The sequence below is a fragment of the Microbacterium lacus genome, assembly GCF_039531105.1.
Taxonomy (GTDB): domain Bacteria; phylum Actinomycetota; class Actinomycetes; order Actinomycetales; family Microbacteriaceae; genus Microbacterium; species Microbacterium lacus.
The window spans coordinates 502660-520448 of the sequence record NZ_BAAAPK010000001.1; the positions used below are offsets into that span (position 1 = coordinate 502660).

Consider the following 17789-nt stretch of genomic DNA (forward strand, 5'->3'; position numbering starts at 1 on the left):
CGCACGCCCCACACGAGAACGGCGCATCCGCAGGACGATCCGAGAGATCAGGTCCTGCGGATGCGCCGTTCTCCTGCAGGAGGTCAGAACAGCCGTGCCGCCTCGGCCTCGCGACCCCGCGAGGTGGTCACGAACTGCGGACGCGCGGCGAGCCCCGGCATCGGGGATCGGCGCGGCGCGTCCTCCTCGGCGCGCCCGTCGAGCCCGTGCACGCGCAATAGAGGTCGGACACGCTTGGCGAGCCACGTCCGGTACGGCTTCGGCGCGTTCGCCGCCGCGCCCGGGTACAGCCCGAGATAGGACGAGACGAGTTCGGGATGCCGCTCCCCGAGCCACTGCATGAACCACTGCTTGGCGCCGGGGCGCAGGTGCAGCGCCCCGAAGACGACGCGGACGGCGCCCGCCTGTGCGATCTGCGTCAGGGCGTGATCGAGGGCGGCGATCGAGTCGGTGAGGTGCGGCAGGATCGGCATCAGGAAGACCGTGACGCGGAACCCGGCTTCGGTCGCGGCGCGCACGGTCTCGAGTCGCGCGGCGGCCGAGGGCGTCCCCGGTTCGAGAAGCTTCTGCAGTTCGTCGTCGAACACGGCGATCGACATCGCCAGTGAGACGTCGACGGATGCCGCGGCTTCGCGCAGCAGCGGCAGGTCGCGCCTGAGCAGCGTGCCTTTCGTGAGGATCGAGAACGGCGTCCCCGACTCGGCGAGCGCGCCCACGATGGCCGGCATGAGGCGATACCGCCCCTCGGCACGCTGATACGGGTCGGTGTTCGTCCCGAGCATCACCGGCTCGCGCGCCCAGCTGCCGCGGCGCAGTTCTTTCTCGAGGACCTCCGCGACGTTGATCTTGACGATGATCTGCGAGTCGAAATCGCGTCCCGCGTCGAGCTCGAGGTACTCGTGCGTTCCACGGGCGAAGCAGTAGGCACATGCATGACTGCAGCCCCGATAGGGGTTCACGGTCCAGTCGAACGGCATGGCGGAGGCACTCGGCACGTGGTTGAGCGCGCTCCTGCACATCACCTCGTGGAACGTCACGTCGGCGAATTCGGGTGTGGTCACCGAGCGCACCAGACCGTTCAGCTGCTCCAGACCGGGCAGGGCGGCGGCATCCGTCACGCCCAGTTCCTGTCCTTGCCACCGCATGCTTCCATGGGAACAGAACAACGAATGTGTGTCAATACGTACTCGTACAAAGAATCGAAAGAGCAAAAGAGCTGTCGACCGCCGCACCCGTTCAGGCAAGAATGGGGCGTGTGACGGCTCCCGAACCGCACATCCCCCCACAGACCCGTCGGCAAGCGCGAGCTGAGCGTGAACGGGTCCTCGAGCGCGCCCCGGAGCCCCCGACCACCACGCGTCCGCTCCCCGTGCTCGCCGATCCGGGTCCTCAGCGACGCTCGCGCCGGCCGTCGACGGGGCGGACACCGACCCGGGTCGGCGCGCGCGCCGTCCCCGTCGCGCCGACCCGCCGCGAGGCGCGCGCGGTCGCGGTTCTGCAGGGCCACCGGGCGATCACGGCGCCGCAGCACGCGGGCCATCGCAGTGCCCGCGTCGGGATCGCAGCGCTCGCCGTCGCGACCTCGCTGATGCTCGTCTCGGCCGCTTCGGTCACGGCGGCCTTCGGCGGCCCCGAGCTGTTCACCCCGCAGCAGGCCGGCGAGGCTGACGCGCCCGAGGTCACGGCGCGCCTGAGCGCACCCGTGCCCGCGACCGCTGAGACGATCCCGGCGCCGACGGTGTCGGCCGCACCGGCGGCCCTCGACGTCTGCAGTCGGCCGGGGGTGGCCGACGCCCTCGCCGCGGGCGACGACGCCGCTGCGATCGCCGCGGCCGGCGGACCGGAGGCCTTCCGCGCCGCCGTCGCCGGCGGAACGGCCGGCTGCGTGCGCCTCGACGATTCGGCGCGCGTCTGGGTCGTGCTGAACAAGACCCGGCCGCACAACCCCCTCGATTACCGCCCGGCGAGCCTCGAGCTTCCCGGCGGCGTGCGCAGCATCGAGGGCGGGGCGCTGCGGGCGGATGCCGCCGCCGCGCTGTCGGCGATGGCCTCGGGCGCGGCTGCGGCAGGGGTCGGCGAGATCGCCCTCCTCAGCGGATTCCGTTCGTTTCAGACCCAGCAGGAGACCTACGGCAATCAGGTGGGCGCGCAGGGTGCGGCGCAGGCCGACCTCACCAGCGCGCGCCCGGGCTACAGCGAGCACCAGTCCGGTCTGGCCGCCGACGTCGTCGCGTGCGCGGACGGCTGCGGCACCCTGGACGACCTCGCGGCGACCGCGCAGGGACAGTGGATCGCCGCGAACGCCTGGCAGTACGGGTGGATCGTCCGCTACGAAGCGGGCTACCAGCCGATCACCGGCTACGACCCCGAGCCGTGGCACCTGCGCTTCATCGGCACCGATCTGGCGAAGGCGTACCACGACGGCGGCTGGCACACCCTCGAGGAGTTCTTCGGTCTTCCGGCGGCGCCCACCTACCCCTGATCGGATGCCGGGCCCCGGCATCCGATCGGTGAAACTGAGTACCATAGTCGCTGAGATGCAATTCCAGGCCGATCGGCTGCCGGCATCCGCAGACTCGAGGACGAGAGGACGGCGCACCATGGAGCGCGACATCTACGACGAAGACCACGAAGCATTCCGCGACGTCGTCAAGGAGTTCATCAAGCGCTACGCGACCGACGAGAAGCGCAAGCAGTGGGACGCCGACGGCGAGGTCGATCGCGCGACGCTGCGCGCCGCGGGCGAGTCGGGCATCATCGGTCTCGCCGTGCCGGAGGAGTACGGCGGCGCCGGCATGCTGCAGGACTACCGCTTCCGCGCGATCGTGAACGAAGAGGTCATCGGCGCGGGTCTCGGCTCGCTCGCGGGCGCGCTCGGCATTCAGGACGACCTGGCCGTGCCGTACGTCGTGCACATGGGAACCGACGAGCAGAAGCAGAAGTGGCTTCCCGGGATGGCGACCGGTGAGATCCTCGGCGCGCTCGCCATGACCGAGCCGGGTGCGGGCAGCGACCTCCGCGGCATCAAGACCACCGCGAAGAAGGTCGACGGCGGCTATGTCGTCAACGGCGCCAAGACGTTCATCTCCTCGGGCAAGACCGCCGACATGGTCGTGACGTTCGTGAAGACGGGTGAGGGCAATCGTCCCGACGCCTTCAGCCTGCTGATCCTCGAGAACGGCATGGCGGGCTTCGACCACGGCAAGAAGCTCGAGAAGATGGGCTTCCACGGCTGGGACACCGCCGAACTCTCGTTCACCGACGTCTTCGTGCCGGAAGAGAACCTGATCGGCGGCAAGGAGGGACTGGGGTTCATCCAGCTCATGATGAACCTGCCGCTCGAGCGTCTGTCGATCGGCGTCGCCGCCGCGGCCGCCGGAGAAGCCGCGTTCGTCTGGACCCGCGACTACACCCTCAGCCGCGAGGCGTTCGGGCAGTCGATCGCGGATTTCCAGAACACGCGCTTCAAGCTCGCCGACATGGCGACGACGGTCGACGTCATGTGGGCCTACATCGACCGGGCGATGCTGCTGTACAAGGACAAGAAGCTCACGGCCGAAGAGGCGGCGAAGGTCAAGTTCTGGGCGACCGACCGCGAGTGGGAGCTCCTGGACATCGGCGTGCAGCTGCACGGCGGCTACGGCTACATCACCGAGTACCCGATCGCCCGCGCCTTCCTCGATGCTCGCGTGCACCGCATCTACGGGGGCACGAACGAGATCATGCGCGACATCGTGTCGCGCCAGATCGTCGGCAAGCGCTGAGCTCTTCCTCCAGTCCGGATGCCGCTCGCGCGGCATCCGGTCTGCTCGTGTGCGCGCACGACCGCTCGTGTGCGCGCACGACTTCTCGTGTGCGCGCACGACTTCTCGTGCGCGTGCACCAGGGGTGTACCACGGCGGCTTGACCCCGTAGCGTCGAGGGCGGTGCCACAACCCGGCACATCCCCCCGATGAAGGAGATCACGATGAAGAGATCTGTACGACCTTCCCGCAGAGCGCTCGCCGTCACTACGGCGACCGCTGCCGCTCTCGCGCTGGCGCTCGCGCCGGCCACCGGTGCGCTGGCCGCACCACCGGCCGCCGCGTGCGACAACCGCAACAACAACACGATCGCCAAGCTCACGCAGTGCGTGAGCGCCGACGGCGTGAAGCAGCACATGGATGCGCTGCAGTCGATCGCCGACGCGAACGGCGGCAACCGCGCCGCCAACACGCCAGGCTACGAAGCAAGCGTCGACTACGTCGTCGACACCCTGACCGCGGCGGGATGGAAGGTGTCGATCGACGAGTTCGACTACTTCGTCCGCGCCGCTTCCGACCTGCAGCAGCTCACACCGGTGGCCGCGACGTGGGAGAACGAGGCGCCCGCCGGGACCGGTTCCGGTGACGTCACCGGCACGATCATCCCCGTCGACCTCGTGCTGGGACAGCCGAACGGCACCGCGGTGACGAGCGGTTGTGAGGCGACCGACTTCGCCGGGCTCGACTTCTCCGGAGAGGCTGACATCGCCCTCGTGCAGCGCGGCACGTGCGAATTCGGCATCAAGGCCGCGAACGCGCAGGCTGCCGGGGCCGAGGCGGTCGTGATCATGAACCAGGGCAACACCCCCGAGCGTTCCGGAGTGCTGACGAACATCACGCTCATCGGCGCGAACCCGGACGAGCTGCTCATCCCGGTCGTCGGCACGTCGTACGAGGCCGGGGCATCGCTTGCGTCCGCCGGATCGACGGCGCGCGTGAACGTCCCCGAGCCGGTGAACTACCCGCAGAAGAACGTGATCGCGGAGCTGCCCGGCAAGAACACGGCCAACGTCGTGATGGCGGGCGCGCACCTGGACTCCGTTCCCGCGGGCCCGGGGATCAACGACAACGGCAGCGGGTCTGCCGCGCTGATCGAGATCGCGCAGAACATGACGAAGCTCAAGCCGCAGAACACCGTGCGTCTCGCGTGGTGGGGCGCGGAGGAGGAGGGTCTGCTCGGCTCGACCGCCTACGTCGAGGAACTCCCGCAGGCCGAGAAGGACCGGATCGCGCTGTACCTCAACTTCGACATGATCGCCTCGCCGAACTACATCTTCATGGTGTACGACGGTGACCAGTCGGGCTTCGAGGCACCGGTCCCCGTGCCGGACGGCTCGGTCGAGATCGAGGACCTGTTCGAGCGGTACTTCACGAGCGTGGGCGAGCCCTACGACGACGCGGAGTTCAGCGGTCGCAGCGACTACCAGGCCTTCATCGCGGCGGACATCCCCGCGGGTGGTCTGTTCACGGGCGCCGAAGAGGTCAAGTCCGACGAGCAGGCGGCGATCTGGGGCGGGACCGCGGGCGAGGCCTTCGACCCGTGCTACCACCAGGCGTGCGACACGATCGGCAACATCGACATGCACGCGCTCGAGGTCAACTCGGACGCGATCGCGACGGCGGTGCTGGCGTACTCGTACTCCACGGAGCTCGTGAACGGTGTCCGCGGCGCTTCGGTTCCCGGTGGGCTCAACCTGCCCGACCCGGCCGGACCCCAGGACACCTGGAGCGCCGGTGGTGGTGGCCTGAGCCATGACCACGATCACGCGCTGATCGCCGGCTGAGTCCGCTCGGTCGTCTGTACGAGAGGCCCGTCGCACCACGCGGCGGGTCTCTCGTGCATGTCAGCGCGACGACGCGACGACGAGGAAGATCGTGGCGGATGCCGCCACGAAAAGGCAGATGAACACGGTGTCCCGCGCGCGGAACGGCACGATGTGGCGCTCCGTGCGGTCGGGGTGGGCGCCGAACGCGCGCGCGTCCATCGCGAGCGCGACCCGCTCCGCGTGCCGGATCGCGCCCGCCAGCAGCGGGACCACGTAGCCGCCCCACCGGGCGAGCAGGGCGAACGGTCCGCGGCCGGAATGCGCGCCGCGCACGCGGTGCGCGTGGCGGATCACCTCGAGCTCATGGCCGAAGCGCGGCACGAAGCGGAAGGCCGCCAGGGCGGTGTAGCCGATGCGGTACGGCACCCGGAGCTGCTGCACGGTGGAGCGGACGAGGTCGGGGCCGGTGGTGGACAGGCCCACGATCAGGCTCAGGGCGACGATCGCCGCGATCCGTACGCCGGTGGCGAGGCCCGTCGCCACCGCGCCGCCGTACAGCGTCCAGGAGCCGGCCTGCCAGACGGTCACGCTCCGATCGACGTTCGCGGGATCGATCCACAGCGAGAAGCCGAATCCGATCAGCAGCGCACCGAGCGGCAGCGCGACCGCCAGCAGCAGGACGAGGCGGCGGGTGAAGCTCACGCCGACCAGCAGGATCCCGTACGTCAGCGCGAGGAAGGCCAGCGGGGTCGCGAGGTCGCGCACGAAGACGAGCAGCACCATCGCGGGGACCGGTGCGAGGAGCTTCGCCAGCGGATTGAGGCGATACAGGAACCGGACGGGCGCCGCGGTCACCGCATCCGCGTACGGGTCCTCCCGCATGCGCGACACCTGCGCGGCAACGATCGGCCCGGTCGCGGTCACGAGGTCGCCTCCGGCAGATCCTTCAGACGCGAGATGCCGGCGAGCTCCGGATGCCGCGCCACGCCGCTCAGCGCCCGGGCGAGCGGCGGCAGCCGGAGTCCCGCCCGCGCGACGACGTCCCGGTCGCCGAACACGTCGGCGGTGCTTCCGTGCGCGATGAGGCGTCCGTCGGCGAGGACGACCAGACGGTCGGCGTACTCCGCGACGAGCTGCATGTCGTGGGTCACGAAGACGATCGTCGTGCCGGCGTCGTTGAGTTCGGAGAGGAGGCCCAGGAGTTCGTCGGCGCGGGCACGGTCCTGGCCGAACGTGGGCTCGTCGAGGACCAGGACGGGTGCGCCCGTCACGAGGGCGGTGGCGACCGAGAGCCGGCGCTTCTGGCCGCCGGAGAGGAGGAACGGATGCGACTCGGCCTTCTCGCTCAGACCGAAGCGGTCCAGGACCTCCGCCGTGCGCGCCCGCACCGCGTCGTCGTCCAGACCGCGGCGCCGCAGGCCGTGGGCGAGCTCGGCCGCGACCGTGGCCGCGATGAACTGATGCTCGGGGTTCTGGAAGACGAACCCGACGCGCTCGGTCAGCTCGCGCGCGCCGAGCCGTGCGACATCGCGCCCGTCGATGTGGACCGCCCGGCGCGGCGGGACGATGACGCCCGCGATCGCCTGCACGAGCGTGGTCTTCCCGGCCCCGTTCCCACCGGCGACGGCGATGAACTCACCGCGCGCGACGTCGAGGTCGACGTCCCGGAGCACCGTGTCGCGGCCCCGGCGCAGCGTGAGCGCGCGCACCGCGATGACGGGTCGTTCGTCCGGCATCCTCGCCGCCTTGCGCGTGATCACGCGGCCCATGGGAACGGATGCCGGTGCCGGAGCGTCCTCGAGCGCGGCGCGCAGCTCGTCCGGCGTCAGCGGCAGCGGGGCGAGCGCGTAGCCCGCGCGGCGCAGCCGCAGGCCCGCGAGAGTGGAGGTGGGCAGCCACACGCCCAGCGCGTGGAGCTCTTCCGCCCGGTCGCGGAGCACGGCATCCACCGGTCCATCGGCGACGAGCCTGCCCGCCTGATCGAGCACGACGACACGGTCGACGAACCCCACGGCCGCATCGAGATCGTGCTCGACCAGCACGATCGCGTGGGCGCCGTCGGAGACCAGTTCCTTCAGGGCGGCGTACACCTCGTCGATCCCCTGCGGATCGAGGTTCGCCGTCGGCTCGTCCAGAACGAGCAGGGGTGATCCCATGGCGAGGGCGCAGGCGATCGCGAGCCGCTGCCGGCCGCCGCCCGACAGGCGGTCGGGGTTCTCGCCCCGGCGTTCCCACAGCCCGACCCGGCGCAGCGCCCGCTCGGCCCGCGCGAGGACGTCTTGCACCGGCATCCGCAGGTTCTCCGGACCGAACGCGACCTCATCCAGGAGGGTCCCGGTCACGAGCTGCGCGTCGGGGTCCTGGAAGACCATGCCGACGTGGGTGCTCAGTTCGGCCACGCTCGCCGAGGCCGTGTCGCGCCCGGCGACCTCGATGCGGCCGGTTACGGTGGCCGGGACCGCGTGCGGGATCAGCCCGTCGAGCGCCAGCGTGAGCGTGGACTTGCCCGAGCCGCTCGGTCCGAGCAGCAGCACGACCTCCCCGACGGCGACGTCGAACGACACGTCCGCCGGAGTGGGGGTCGTCTCGCCGGCGTGGGTGATCGCGACCTCGTGGACGCGGAGGATCGGGCTCGGACGCTCCGGTGCCGGAGCGGACGGATCACGCTCGGATGCGGTCACGGGACTTTCCAGAAGAGGCGACGGGTGATCTCCAACTTAGCCCGCCGCGCGCCCTCAGAGGCGGCTCGAGCGGGCGACGCCGGCCCGGCGCAGCGCGGCGCCGACCGCGATTCCGACCGCCGTCCAGAGGACCGGCCCGAGGATGAACAGGCCGATATAGACGATCTGGCCCCACACGGCGAACCGCGACACGTCCGCGGCGAACCAGATCGGCACCGCGATCAGCACGCCGACGATCACCGCGCCGAGGAAGAACCGCCACGCGTCCCACCGGCGGTAACGGCCGAGGGCGGCGATGCCCTCCTGCAGCGCGCCGATCAGCAGAGCGGTGCCGACGTAGCGTCCGATCCACAGCGGCACGACCGCGCTCGCGACGAGCGCTGCGATCAGGTGGGTGATCAGTGCCACCCACGGTCGGCGCAGCAGATCCTGGGCGATCACGCCCGGGAGGACGTGGACGCCCAGCACGAGTCCGTAGACGAGCGGGACCGCCGCCGACACCGGCCCGCTGATGGCCCCCGCCCCGGCGGAGAGCGCTCCTGTCGCGACGCCGATCGCCGCGCACGTGAGCAGGACGCTCGTCGAGAGGCGGGATGCCGAAGCCACGACCCCAGCGTAATGCGCTGCCGCGCACCCGATCTCGGCCAGACCCTTTCGTCTTGCGCGGTGCCGGGTTAGGTTGACGGCAGGCCGCGCGGCACGCCGCCGGGCGACCCTCACCCCGGGAGTCGGCGATGAAGCCAGCCATGTCGCGCGCGGTCGTCGCCGCGGCGCTCGCGGTGCTCCTGGCCGCGGGGTCTCCCGCGCTGGCATCCGGTGACGCCGGCGGGCCGCACGTCGTGGACGGCACGATCGCTCCCGTCCCGCCGGCGTCCGTCACCGGCACGTATGTCGTCCTGCTCGCGGAGGAGCCCGCGGCCCTGTACACCGGGGGGATCGCCGGGTATCGGGCGACCGCCGGTGACGACTTCGATCCGGGGTCGCCGCGCGTGAAACGCTACGTCTCCTTCCTCGCACAGCGTCAGGTCGAGGTCGCCGAGGCGGCGGGCGTCGACGTGCTCGAGGCGTATCGGATCGTCGCGAACGGCTTCAGTGCCGTGCTGTCGGCCGAAGACCTCCCGCGCGTGGCGGCGCTCCCCGGCGTGCGCGCGATCGTGCCCGACGAGATCCTCCGGCCGGATGCCGCGCCGGGGGCGTCCGAGCCGTTCGCGGCAGCGGTGCAGGCGGTCCCGCGCGAAGAGAAGACCGGTTCGGTGGTCATCGGCGTCGTGGACACCGGCGTGGTGACCGCAAACCCGGCGCTGCCGGCATCCACGGTCGTCGACGCGCGGGTCTTCGGCGCCGCGGCCGTGGCCGGGGCCGTGGATCTCGGACGCGATTCGCTCTCGCCGGTCGACCGCAGCGGTCACGGTTCGGCGATGGCGGGCATCGCCGCGGGCGCCCCGGTGGAGCTGGCGCTGCGCGGGGGCGAGACGGTCGCCGGCGTCGACCCGGACGCCGCGATCGCCTCCTACAAGGCGTGCTTCGCCGGCGCCGATCCGGCCACGACGGCGGACGACGTCTGCGTCGCGTCCGACGTGCTGGCGGCCCTCGATGCGGCCGTGTCCGACGGCGTCGATGTCGTGACCGTTGCGCTCAGCAGCGCCACGGGCTCCTGGGCGCTCGGGGATGAGGCCTTGCGCGCCGCGGGGGCCGCGGGCCTGGTCGCGGTCGCGAGCGCGGGCAACACCGGCCCCGCGCCGGGGAGCGCGCGCAGCGGTTCCGACGGGTACCTCACGGTGGCGGCATCCACGACGGCGTCCTTCGACGCGACCGTCGGACTGGCGGGGGGCTTCTCGCTGCCCGGCGTCTCCGCCTCCGTCGGCGAGCCCGTGACCGCGCCGCTCGTCCTCGCCGCCGACGCGGCGCAGGGCGCCGAGGCGGACGCGCGGCTCTGCTACCCGGACGCCCTGGACCCGGCGGTCGTCGCAGGGGCGATCGTGGTGTGCGAGCGCGGCACGAATCCGCGCAGCGAGAAGATCCGTGCCGTCGCCGCGGCCGGCGGGGTGGGCGTCGTGCTGGTGAACACCGAGGCCGCGTCGCTGGACCCGGCGCTCGATGTCCTGCCCACGGTCCAGCTGGACGCCGACCGCCGCGCGCTCCTGCTCGCCGCGGTCGAAGCCGGTGATGCCGACGAGGTCACGCTCGCCGCCGGCGCCCCGTCCACCGGCGGCGTTCCCGCGCCGCAGGTCGCGGGATTCTCCGGCCGCGGCCCGTCCGCCGACGGGATGCATCTCGGGCCGGACGTCACGGCACCCGGAGTCGGCATCCTCGCCCCCACGCGCGCCGGTGGCGGCGGCAGCCCCGCCTGGGACCTGGTATCGGGTACGTCGATGGCGGCCGCCCACGTCGCGGGCCTCGCCGCCCGTTACCTCGCCGCGCACCCGTCCGCCTCGCCCGCCGACGTGCGCTCCGCGCTCATGACCACCGCGGCGGACACCGTGGGCGCGGACGGCGCACCGACGGTCGACCCGTTCGCGCAGGGTGCGGGACAGGTCGACGCAGAGCGGATGCCGGACCCCGGGCTGCTGGCCGCAGAGCCGTCCCTCGTCGTGCCCCGCCTGGCCGGCGCGCACGAGGAGACCCGCACACTCATCGCCACCCGCCCCGGGGTCTACCGGGCGGTCGCGAGCGTCCCGGGAGTCGAGGTGACCGTGACCCCGGCCGAACTGCGCTTCGACGCCGAGGGTCAGGAACGCCAGTACACGGTGACCTTCGACGCCGGCGCGGCGGTGCGCGAACAGTGGGCGACCGGCTCCCTGACATGGATCGGTGAGGACGGCACCGCGGTGCGCTCGCCGCTCGCGGTGCGTCCGAGCGGGGCGGGCGATGCGGAGTCACTCGCGGGCGAGGGCGTCGAGGGCACCGTGGCGCTTCCCGGCGAGGGGGATCCGAGAGCGCTCGGGATCGGAGCGCTCGACCTGCTCCTGGACCCGGACGCCCCCGCGCCCGGCCACTCGGGCGACCCCGACTCGGGCGACGCCGCAGGCCGGATCGCGTGGATCGTCCCGGTCGCGCGCGGCGCGGCATCCGCCGAGTTCGCCCTGAGTTCCGCCGAGCCCGCCGGCCACCGCCTCACGCTCTACCGCCTCGCCGACGGGCGCACGGATGCCGCGCAGCCGTACCTGGACGCGTGGACGGCGGACGAGCGCGGTGTCGTCCGCCTCGACGCCCCCGCGTCCGGCGACTACCTCGCGGTCGTCGACGTCGACCGGACGGCGACAGGACCGTGGGACCTGACCGCGGCCGTCGTCCTTCCGGATGACCGCGCCCTCGGCGTCGCGTCCGCCGGTTCGCCGGTGGCGTCATGGACGGGGCTGCTGCCCGACCGCCGATACCTCGCGGAGGTCGGCTATTCGAGCACCGTGGACCGCACGATCGTGCGCATCGACACGGGTCCCGCCGGCCCCGCGGCCACGACGGCGCCCACGATCACCGGCGACGCGCGGGTCGGGGAGCGCATCGTGCTGGACCCGGGCGAGTGGGCGCCCGCGAACGCGTCGCTGACGTATCAGTGGCTGCGCGACGGCGTGCCGATCGCAGGCGCGGTGGGCAGGTCCTACCGCGTGCAGGAGACGGATGCCGGAACCACGCTCAGCGCACGCGTGCAGGCCCGGCGTCCCGGCGCCGTCAACGCCGGCACCGCGGTGACCGCCGAGGTTCCCGTCACCGTCGGATCCGCCGTGCAGGCCGTCATGAACCGCGCGGCGGGCGGTCCCGCGGACGACTTCACGCTGACCGTGACCGTCCGGACCGAGGCCGGTCAGCCGGCGGGCGGTGCCGTGACGGTCACGCACGAGGGGATCGACTACGTGGGCACCCTCGTCGGCGGTCGGGTCGCTTTCGCGCTGCCGGCGGCGCGGCCCGGCATCCACGAGGTTCTCGTCCGCTATGCGGGGACCGTCGGGGTCAGCGGTTCGGAGGCCGCGACGCAGTTCGTCGTCGAGGAGTGAGCCTCAGACGCGTCGCGTGCGCCGGGTCAGACGGACCGTCGGCAGGGCGGGCGCGGGGACGCGCTCGTCGCCGTGGTCGACGACGTGGCCGAAGCGATCCGAGCCCGCTTCCCACTCCTCGCGCGCCTGCACGATCTCCTCGTGCGTGCGGCCGACGAAGTTCCACCACATCACGATCTCGTCCTCGAACGGCTCCCCGCCGAGGAGGAAGAGCAGGGCGTCCGCGTCGGAGCCGACCTCGATCTCGGACCTGCGTTCGCCGAGGTAGAGGAGGTGGCGACGGTCCACGGTGAGCCGGGTGTCGGCATCCGTCCCGACCTCGACGTCGCCCTCGACGCCGACGATCGCGTACTCCCACTCCGGGTTCAGCGGCACGTGCACGCGGGCGCCGGCCGGGATCCGGATCTCGGCGCCGACGATCGGCGTGTGCACGGTCGCCGGTGAGCGCACGCCGGCGAGCTCGCCCAGCACGACCGTGGCGACGGCCCCGTCCGCGAGCGGGAACGACGGCAGCTTCTCGTGCCGCTCGAACGCCGCGGCGCCGTGGCGGCGAGACTCGGGCAGGGCGACCCACAGCTGCAGGGCGTCCAGGGGGACGGCATCCTCCCCCACGGAGTACTCGGAGTGCGAGATCCCCGCGCCACTGGTCATCAGGTTCAGTGCGCCGCGGCTCAGCACGACGTCGCTGCCGATCGAATCGCGGTGGCGGATGTCGCCCTCGAGCGGCCAGGTGACCGTCTGCAGGCCGATGTGCGGATGCGGCTCCACACGCATCCGGGTGTCCTGCGGCCCGAATCGGTCCAGGAAGCACCATGCGCCGACGAGCGGCAGGTCGCGCTGCGGAAGGGCGCGGTGCACCGACATCGCCCGGACCCCGCCGAGGGGGACCTCGCGAGACTCCAGCAGCAGCGCGCGCGGACCGTCGCACGTCGTGCCGGCCTCGTGCAGCTCCGTCGCGTCGGCGTCCAGGCGGGTCATCGCTCGAAGCCGGGTTCGTCGGGCCACGCGATCTGCAGGCCCGCCACCTCGTGACGACCGAGCCAGCGCACCACGTACGGGCAGCGCGGCACGATCGTCTCGCCCTTCGCGGCGACATCCGTCAGCGCCGTCCGCACGAGGATCCCGGCCAGGCCCCGACCCTCGAACGCGGGATCGACCTCGGTGTGGGTGAAGACGAGGCGTCCCCGGGCATCGACCTTGTACTCGGCGAACCCGGCGAGCTCGTCGGCCAGGAACAGGTCGTAGCGGTTCTCTGCGTCGTTGCGCGCGACGCGGGGTTCGGCATCGGGGGCGGCCTGCGTGCTCATGTGTTCTCCTCCATCGTGAACTTCACCGTACGGGCGGGGTACGCATTCCGCCAGCGCCGGGGCCGCGTGGCGAGCCTCTGCCGCTGACCGCGTGCAACGGCGGGGAGAAACCGGACGGTTCGGGCCCCGAGGACACCCTGCGTGTCGATATCTCCCCGCCGTTTCACACGCGCCGGGCTTGAGACGGTGCGGGGACGCGGCCGGACGCCGGTGGCAGACTCGAGGGATGCCGGCATCCCTGCTCGACCGTATCCCGAGCGGCGCCGACCCCGACGCGGTGTACGAGGCGTTCGTCGGGTGGGCGGAGGATCAGGGGCTCCGGCTCTACCCGGCACAGGATGAAGCCGCGATCGAGATCGTCTCCGGGGCGAACGTGATCCTGTCCACCCCCACCGGGACCGGCAAGTCGCTCGTCGCTGTCGCCGCGCACGCGGCATCGCTGGCCCGCGGCGGCCGTTCCTACTACACGGCGCCGATCAAGGCCCTCGTGAGCGAGAAGTTCTTCGCCCTCGTCGAGATCTTCGGCGCGGAGCGCGTGGGGATGGTCACCGGCGACTCGTCGGTCAACGCGGAAGCCCCGATCATCTGCTGCACCGCCGAGATCCTCGCGAACCTCGCGCTGCGGCAGGGGGCGGATGCCGAGGTCGACCAGGTCGTGATGGACGAGTTCCACTACTACGGCGACCCCGACCGCGGCTGGGCCTGGCAGGTGCCGCTGCTGCTCCTGGCGCGCTCTCAGTTCGTGCTCATGTCGGCGACTCTCGGCGATGTGACGGAGATCGCGGCGGACCTCTCCCGCCGCACCGGCCGCGAGACCGCGCGGATCACCGGCGTCGAGCGCCCCGTGCCGCTGCACTTCTCGTATGCGCGCACCCCCGTGCACGAGACGGTGGAGGAGCTGCTCGAGACCGGCCAGGCGCCGGTGTACATCGTGCACTTCTCGCAGGCGGCGGCGATGGAGCGCGCGCAGGCGCTGTCGTCGGTGCGCATCGTCTCGCGGGCGCAGCGCGACGAGATCGCGGAGGCGATCGGCGGCTTCCGCTTCACGACCGCGTTCGGGCGCACGCTCTCGCGCTACGTCCGGGCCGGGATCGGCGTGCACCACGCCGGCATGCTGCCGCGCTATCGACGGCTGGTCGAAACGCTCGCGCAACGCGGCCTGCTGCGCGTGATCTGCGGCACCGACACCCTGGGCGTCGGGATCAACGTGCCGATCCGCACGGTGCTCATCACCGCGCTCACGAAGTACGACGGGCAGCGGATGCGGCAGCTGAGCGCGCGAGAGTTCCATCAGATCGCCGGGCGCGCGGGTCGCGCCGGCTACGACACCGCCGGAACCGTGGTCGTGATGGCCCCCGAGCACGAGATCGAGAACACGACCGCCGTGGCGAAGGCGGGCGATGACCCGAAGAAGCTGCGGAAGGTCGTGCGCAAGAAGGCGCCCCAGGGTTTCGTGAACTGGGGCGAGGCGTCGTTCGAGCGCCTGGTCGCCGCCGAGCCCGAACCCCTCGAGCCGCACCTCCAGCTCACGGCCGCGATGCTGATCAACGTGATCGCCCGCGGGGGAGACGTCTTCGGCAATGTGCGCTCACTCGTGTTCGACAACCACGAGTCGCGCGCACGCCAGTACGAGCTCGCGCGCCGCGCGCTCGGGATCTTCCGCACTCTGGTCGCCGCGCAGGTGGTCGTCGCCGACGCGGGGGGCGGCATCCGCCTCACGGTCGAGCTGCAGCCCAACTTCGCGCTCAACCAGCCGCTCTCCCCGTTCGCGCTCGCCGCGATCGGGCTGCTGGATCCGGAGGACGAGACGGGGGCCGTGCACGACTCCGCAGATTCGGGCGCTACCGGGGCGGATCCGGGCGAATCGGGCCATGTCGCGCCCGAAGTGAGGAGTTCTGCACACCGGTCCGCCGGGACCGGCCACTACGCCCTCGATGTCGTCAGCGTGATCGAGGCGACGCTGGACGACCCGCGCCCGGTGCTGTCGCAGCAGCAGTTCCTCGCCCGCGGCGAGGCCGTCGCGGCGATGAAGCGCGCGGGCATCGAGTACGACCAGCGCATGGAGCTCCTGGAGGAGGTCACCTACCCCAAGCCGCTCGCGGAGCTCCTGGCCCAGTCCTTCGAGGTGTTCGCCTCGAGCCAGCCGTGGGTGCGTGACTTCGAGCTGTCGCCGAAGTCGGTCGTGCGCGACATGTTCGAGCGCGCGCTGTCGTTCGCGGAGCTGATCCAGGTGTACCAGCTGGCCCGGTCGGAGGGTCTCGTGCTGCGCTACCTGAGCGATGCCTACCGGGCGATCCGCCAGACGGTGCCGACGGAGGCGCAGACCCCGGAGCTGCTGGATCTCATCGCGTGGCTCGGCGAGCTCGTGCGGCAGGTCGACTCGAGCCTCGTCGATGAGTGGGAGTCGCTCGTCAATCCGGTCGCCGACCCCGACGCACCGGTCGTGCCGCCCGCGCCGCCGTCGGTGCTGACGAACCGCCGTGCGTTCGGAGTGCTCGTGCGCAACGAGTTGTTCCGCCGGGTGCGCCTCGCGGCGCTGCAGCGGGACGACGAGCTTGCGGAGCTGGACCCCGACGTCGACTGGTCCGCGGCGCTGGACGCGTACTTCGACGAGCACGACGAGATCCTGACCGGTGGGGCGGCGCGTTCGGCGCAGCTCGTGTCGATCGATGAGACGGATGCTGCGGCATCCGGTGTCTGGACAGTCGAGCAGACGATCGACGACCCCGCCGGCGACCACGATTGGCGGATCCGCGCGGAGGTCGACCTCGCGGCGTCCGAGGAGGCCGGTGCCGCAGTGGTGCGGGTGACCGAGGTGCTCCGGCTCTGAGCCCCCGGCTGTCCCCTCCCGAGATGGTCCCCCTCCCGCCGAGATGGTCCCCCTCCCGCCGAGATGGTCCCCCTCCCGTCGAGATGGTCCCCTTTCCGCCGAGGTGGTTTTCTTTCCGCCGAGGTGGTGTTCTTTCCGCCGAGGTGGTGTGCACCATCTCGGCGGAAGACCCACCATCTCGGCGGAAGACCCACCATCTCGGCGGAAGACCCACCACCTCGGCGGAGAAGGGAAGGGGTGGGGCGTGGGATGCTGGTGCCGTGAGCGACGGCGCGAACGAGCATTCCTCTCCAACGGCGCGGACGACGGCCGCGACCGACGCTGTCATCCCGCTCCCGTCGAACCGTCCCGCCGCCCGCTTCTACCGCGGGGGGCGCCGAATCACGGACTTTCGCGGCGAGCCCGCGGCCGACGACTTCGAACCCGAGGACTGGGTCGGCTCGGTCACGCCCGTCCGCGGCGAGAGCCCTTCGGGCATGACCGTGCTCGCGGACGGAACGCTCCTCGCGGGCGCGATCGCCGGCGATCCGGTGCATTGGCTCGGCCCCGCCCACGTCGCCGCGTTCGGAACCGACCCCATGCTGCTGGTCAAGCTCCTCGATGCGGGCCAGCGCCTCCCGGTGCATGCGCATCCTGACCGCGCCTGGGCCGCGGCGCACCTCGGGGCGGCCCACGGCAAGACCGAAGCCTGGTACGTGCTCTCGGCCGGCGAGGTGCACCTCGGCCTTGCGCGCGACCTCGGCGCGATCGAGCTCGCCGGAATCGTCGACCGGCAGGATGCCGCCGCCCTGCTCGCGGCGATGCATCGCCTCACCGTCGCGCCCGGCGACATCGTCCACGTTCCTGCCGGCGTCCTGCACGCGATCGGCGAAGGCATCCTCCTCGTCGAGCTGCAGGAGCCGGAGGACCTCTCGATCCTGGCGGAGTGGGACGGCTTCGCGATCGACGGAGCAGCCGGCGGACACCTGGGCGTCGGGTTCGCCGAAGCGCTCACTGCGGTCGAGAACACGGCACGCACCCGCGCGGACGTCGAGGCGCTTGTGCACCGCGCGGGAACGGACACACCCCTGCTGCCCGCGGACGCCGACGCGTTCTTCCGCATCGAGCGCCACCTGGTCCGCGGGCCGGTGGAACTCGCGCCGGGGTTCGCGATCCTGGTGGTCCTCGGCGGAGAGGTCGGCATCCGTTCGGGCGAAAGCGGCACGCAGCTCCTCCCGCGCGGCAGCACCGCGCTGCTGCCGCACGCCACCGGATCCGTGACGCTCGACGGCGCCGGTGAACTCCTGGCCTGCCGGCCGCCCGCGCCGCGCTGATCAGCGCTCCACCTCGTGCAGAGCGGGAGCGGGTGTCGGGTCCGCGGGCTACCCTTGAGCCGGTGAGCATCCCGAACGCCGACCCGTACGCGGATGT

Annotated in this window: 12 protein-coding genes; 6 read left to right on the plus strand and 6 right to left on the minus strand. The window is 72.0% G+C overall.

Going from position 1 to position 17789, the window contains the following annotated elements; translation table 11 throughout:
* Window positions 1-83: 83 nt before the first annotated feature.
* Window positions 84-1145 carry an Rv2578c family radical SAM protein gene (locus tag ABD197_RS02445; RefSeq protein ID WP_344051238.1) on the minus strand — a complete coding sequence of 354 codons (1062 nt, stop codon included), beginning with the start codon at window positions 1143-1145 and terminating at the stop codon, window positions 84-86.
* Window positions 1146-1255: 110 nt separating this feature from the next.
* On the opposite strand from ABD197_RS02445, the gene ABD197_RS02450 reads away from it, so the two are divergent.
* From ABD197_RS02450 to ABD197_RS02460, 3 genes are all read left to right on the plus strand, one after another.
* Window positions 1256-2482, plus strand: coding sequence for a M15 family metallopeptidase (locus ABD197_RS02450; protein WP_344051240.1), 1227 nt, complete (start codon window positions 1256-1258; stop codon window positions 2480-2482).
* A 118-nt stretch (window positions 2483-2600) separates the two neighbouring features.
* Entirely contained in the window at window positions 2601-3764 is a 1164-nt protein-coding gene (locus tag ABD197_RS02455) for an acyl-CoA dehydrogenase family protein (RefSeq protein ID WP_344051242.1), read from the plus strand.
* A gap of 203 nt (window positions 3765-3967) precedes the next feature.
* On the plus strand, window positions 3968-5587 hold the full coding sequence (locus ABD197_RS02460; RefSeq protein WP_344051244.1) for a M28 family metallopeptidase: 1620 nt from the start codon (window positions 3968-3970) through the stop codon (window positions 5585-5587).
* Between the two features lie 60 nt (window positions 5588-5647).
* Here the strand turns inward: ABD197_RS02460 and ABD197_RS02465 are convergent, their stop codons facing one another.
* From ABD197_RS02465 to ABD197_RS02475, 3 genes are read right to left on the minus strand one after another with little or no spacing between them, the layout of a single operon-like run.
* On the minus strand, window positions 5648-6451 hold the full coding sequence (locus ABD197_RS02465; RefSeq protein ID WP_344055781.1) for an energy-coupling factor transporter transmembrane component T: 804 nt from the start codon (window positions 6449-6451) through the stop codon (window positions 5648-5650).
* A gap of 38 nt (window positions 6452-6489) precedes the next feature.
* Window positions 6490-8250: an ABC transporter ATP-binding protein gene (locus ABD197_RS02470; protein ID WP_344051246.1), complete on the minus strand. Its 1761-nt coding sequence runs from the start codon at window positions 8248-8250 to the stop codon at window positions 6490-6492.
* 54 nt (window positions 8251-8304) lie between these two features.
* Window positions 8305-8856 carry an ECF transporter S component gene (locus tag ABD197_RS02475; protein ID WP_344051248.1) on the minus strand — a complete coding sequence of 184 codons (552 nt, stop codon included), beginning with the start codon at window positions 8854-8856 and terminating at the stop codon, window positions 8305-8307.
* 140 nt (window positions 8857-8996) lie between these two features.
* Between ABD197_RS02475 and ABD197_RS02480 the strand changes: the two genes are divergently transcribed.
* Window positions 8997-12242, plus strand: a complete 3246-nt coding sequence (locus ABD197_RS02480; RefSeq protein ID WP_344051250.1) for a S8 family serine peptidase — start codon at window positions 8997-8999, stop codon at window positions 12240-12242.
* Window positions 12243-12245: 3 nt separating this feature from the next.
* Here the strand turns inward: ABD197_RS02480 and ABD197_RS02485 are convergent, their stop codons facing one another.
* Both ABD197_RS02485 and ABD197_RS02490 read right to left on the minus strand, forming a co-directional pair.
* Window positions 12246-13220 carry a pirin family protein gene (locus ABD197_RS02485; RefSeq protein WP_344051252.1) on the minus strand — a complete coding sequence of 325 codons (975 nt, stop codon included), beginning with the start codon at window positions 13218-13220 and terminating at the stop codon, window positions 12246-12248.
* The gene (locus ABD197_RS02490) at window positions 13217-13549 is read right to left on the minus strand and encodes a GNAT family N-acetyltransferase (protein WP_344051255.1); all 333 of its coding nucleotides are present in this window, start codon (window positions 13547-13549) and stop codon (window positions 13217-13219) included. Before ABD197_RS02490 ends, ABD197_RS02485 begins: the two co-directional genes overlap by 4 nt.
* A 226-nt stretch (window positions 13550-13775) precedes the next feature.
* Here ABD197_RS02490 and ABD197_RS02495 point away from each other — a divergent pair, with 226 nt between their 5' ends.
* Together ABD197_RS02495 and ABD197_RS02500 are read left to right on the plus strand one after the other, a co-directional pair.
* Entirely contained in the window at window positions 13776-16379 is a 2604-nt protein-coding gene (locus tag ABD197_RS02495; RefSeq protein WP_344051257.1) for a DEAD/DEAH box helicase, read from the plus strand.
* Between the two features lie 260 nt (window positions 16380-16639).
* Complete coding sequence (locus tag ABD197_RS02500; protein WP_344051259.1) at window positions 16640-17692, plus strand: carbohydrate kinase; 1053 nt, start codon at window positions 16640-16642, stop codon at window positions 17690-17692.
* Window positions 17693-17789: the final 97 nt, after the last annotated feature.

Coding starts and splice junctions, on each gene's coding strand:
- ABD197_RS02445 (WP_344051238.1), bottom strand. CDS start 1,145: ATGCGGTGGCAAGGACAGGAACTGGGCGTGACGGATGCCGCCGCCCTG.
- ABD197_RS02455 (WP_344051242.1), top strand. CDS start 2,601: ATGGAGCGCGACATCTACGACGAAGACCACGAAGCATTCCGCGACGTC.
- ABD197_RS02460 (WP_344051244.1), top strand. CDS start 3,968: ATGAAGAGATCTGTACGACCTTCCCGCAGAGCGCTCGCCGTCACTACG.
- ABD197_RS02465 (WP_344055781.1), bottom strand. CDS start 6,451: ATGCGGGAGGACCCGTACGCGGATGCGGTGACCGCGGCGCCCGTCCGG.
- ABD197_RS02480 (WP_344051250.1), top strand. CDS start 8,997: ATGTCGCGCGCGGTCGTCGCCGCGGCGCTCGCGGTGCTCCTGGCCGCG.
- ABD197_RS02485 (WP_344051252.1), bottom strand. CDS start 13,220: ATGACCCGCCTGGACGCCGACGCGACGGAGCTGCACGAGGCCGGCACG.
- ABD197_RS02490 (WP_344051255.1), bottom strand. CDS start 13,549: ATGAGCACGCAGGCCGCCCCCGATGCCGAACCCCGCGTCGCGCGCAAC.
- ABD197_RS02495 (WP_344051257.1), top strand. CDS start 13,776: ATGCCGGCATCCCTGCTCGACCGTATCCCGAGCGGCGCCGACCCCGAC.